Source organism: Gordoniibacillus kamchatkensis, assembly GCF_000829455.1.
In the GTDB taxonomy this organism is placed as follows: domain Bacteria; phylum Bacillota; class Bacilli; order Paenibacillales; family NBRC-103111; genus Gordoniibacillus; species Gordoniibacillus kamchatkensis.
In genome coordinates, this window is the sequence record NZ_JXAK01000131.1 from 1 (window position 1) to 2,976 (window position 2,976).

The 2,976-nt window shown below is 50.7% G+C and carries 1 protein-coding gene and 1 other RNA gene; both read left to right on the forward strand.

Annotated elements, in window-relative coordinates; genetic code table 11:
- Positions 1 to 1,041 precede the first annotated feature (1,041 nt).
- On the forward strand, positions 1,042 to 1,521 hold the full coding sequence (gene smpB / locus SD70_RS32350) for an SsrA-binding protein SmpB (protein ID WP_041052812.1): 480 nt from the start codon (positions 1,042 to 1,044) through the stop codon (positions 1,519 to 1,521).
- 273 nt (positions 1,522 to 1,794) lie between these two features.
- Positions 1,795 to 2,161: a transfer-messenger RNA gene (gene ssrA / locus SD70_RS35575) on the forward strand.
- Positions 2,162 to 2,976: the final 815 nt, after the last annotated feature.

Consider the following 2,976-nt stretch of genomic DNA (forward strand, 5'->3'; position numbering starts at 1 on the left):
GGCGGCGTCGCCACGAAGCGGCGACGCAAGTAGGCGCCGCGCGCCGCCCTGTGCCGCAGGCACGGGCGGGGAGCCGCGCGAGGAGCGAGCCCGGCTAGGGCGAGCGCGTGCGGGCCTGCGCGGCCGTGCAGCGCAGGCGGGGGCCCGTGCCCGGCACGGGGCACGGGCCGGGAGCGCGCGGCGAGTGCTGAGGAGGCGCAGGCGGTGATCCTTATAGTAAGGTTGGAACTTGCCATCCAGTCCGTCAAGCGCCTTGCATAGAGGACTGAGACATTGTAGACGGACTACGAGTCCGTTATTTTTGCCCGAACCGCACATTTTCAATCGTAACGGACTGACGCGACGTTATTTCGCAGTAAATAGTACAAATCGGCGATTCGCGAGTCATATAGCTGCATCTGGATCCGGTAAGAACGTCAAACGGAAGAAATCAGATCAAATAACGGCATCTGAGTCCGTTTGTTTGCGCCGCAGCTTCATGATCTGGTAAACGCGATCTTATGGACGTTATTCGCGGAACGATTTACTAGGGCGAGTGCATGTATGGCTGGGCAGTTGTGTGCAAGGCGGGTGGGCCTGAGCCTGAAGTATACGGAATATTTCCTTAGCGATTAGGCTTGTCCGGTAAGGGAGCGTAGCTCCGCTGCCGAGGCGCCGTAAGGCGCTGTCTGGCTCGCGGGGCGCAGCCCGTTGTTGCCCCACGCGCCGCGCTCGTACACATGCGAGCTGTAATTGCGCTTTAAGCAACTAGAGCAGGGGTTCCTTGGGAACCCCGAAGATTAGTTGCTCTTGGCGCAATTGCAGGAGCATTTTGGCGTGATTGTTGGTAGTTTGTTGGTTGCAGTTGCTTTTAAGGCAACTACATTCGCCTGACGGGCGGGTTGAGCGATTTTAGTTGCTCTAAGTGCACTTCCATTTTCAGTTGGAGCGCTGCTGCGGCTACAATTTGGCAAAGTTGAATATAGCCGATTTGTCGGCTTGATTTTTGCGCGGGGCCTTGCTACAATGGTTCCACCTTGCGGCATTGGAGGGACGGATCGCATGAGCAAGAAGAATGACGGCAAGCTGCTGGCGCAGAACAAGAAGGCGTCGCACGACTATTTTATCGAGGATACGTATGAATGCGGCATGGTGCTTACCGGCACCGAGATCAAGTCGCTGCGCCAAGGACGGGCCAACATCGGCGATGCTTTTGCTACGATCCGGAACGGTGAGGCGTTTATTCATAACATGCACATTTCGCCGTTCGAACAAGGGAATCGCAACAACCCCAGCGATCCTACCCGCGCGCGCAAACTGCTGCTCAAGAAGGCGGAGATTCATAAGCTGCTTGGGCTGTCCAAACAAGAGGGCTACACGTTAGTGCCGTTAAAAGTTTACGTCCGCAACGGTTTCGCCAAGCTGCTGCTCGGTCTAGGCAAAGGCAAGAAGCAGTACGACAAACGCGAAAGTGCGGCCAAACGCGACGCTCAGCGCGAGATTCAGCGAGCGCTGCGGGAGAAGCAAAAGGTGGCGCGGTGACCTCTTGCAATGGATGATTTGGTGCACGTGGGCAGAGGGTTTCCTTCAGTGAATCGCGTGCCGCGACCAGCAACCAATGATTCAACCGGTTTTGGGGTAGCATTGTAGCAAAGTTCTTTCTTCTTTTATGGCAATACTGGCACAGCCCGTACAGGCTGCCAGCAACGTACGGTTCTTTTTCGCGGTGGATATGATATACTAGTATAGCTATCGGCAGACGGCTCCGCTCGAAGAGGGAGAAAGGTTCGGTGTCCGATAAGCATTTTATGATACGGGGGCGTTCTTGGATTCGACGGGAATAGTTCGAGCATGAATAGCGGGTAGTGGGGCTGCGGCCGCTTTATCAACGCGGAAAGCCAATTAAACGGCAAACAACAACAACCTTCTCTGGCTCTGGCCGCCTAATAACGGTCACCAGGCTTCTACCCTCCATCGCCCATGTGGCGGGATAGGGGCTCAACTTTAGTGGGATACGCTGTCTAGTCTCCGCCTGGGGCTAGCTGAAGAAGACAATCAGGCTGACCCAAAGCGTAGCCGGTTCCGGGGCGACGCTCGGGTGACATCAAAACTGGGACTACACCCGTAGAAGTTTGTGTGGCGTTATTTTCGGACAGGGGTTCGATTCCCCTCGCCTCCATAAATAGTCTCAGTGAGACCGCCGGAAAAAGAAGGCGGTCTTTCTGCGTTTTATGGGATGGTTGCAGGGGCATTGCGATTAGATGATGTGACTGGGTTTGCTGTTGATGTAAACCAGTGACAGCCATCGAAGCGGATATACTTATATATGATTATATACATAATTTATATATTCATTTGTGTCTTGTAAACAAAGGAAAATTCTTTGTACCAAGAACATTTTTGTGCATCCAACCACTTAACATATTATAGGAAAAACGAGATTAATATGTAACTTTAAGTAAAGAAAGAGTGGAAACTTTTTAAAGTTAGGTGAGGCCTCTACGCTGAGATCAAAACGGCGACTCCTCAGGGGTTCGACTCCTTTCGCTTATATTTAAATGAAGAGCATCGATCCCAGAGGGTCGGTGCTCTTCATTTTTTATGAAGGGCATCAAAATGGCTAAACAACTGGGAAGGACACACAGTAAATTGGATGTGCACGGGCATAAAATTTACTAATACGCATTACTAGTTGCATATTCCATCTAAAATAGTTATTTTTTTCAGCATATGTTTTACATTGAAGAAAAGTATTCCTCAATTAAATTTAACATGGCTATTGTAAAATTGATCCAGTTAGAATCACTACAGTTGTGGAGGAATGATTATTACAAACAGCTTTTTCAATCCTTATTTAGGAGAGTTTGAAGATATTGTAGCTAAATACTTAGAGTATATTGTTACTGACATCGTATTTTGACCGAAAATTGACGATGTCTGCTGACCGATATTTGACGATAATCGTGACCGTAGAGCATCGAAGACGGGAAAGCCCGA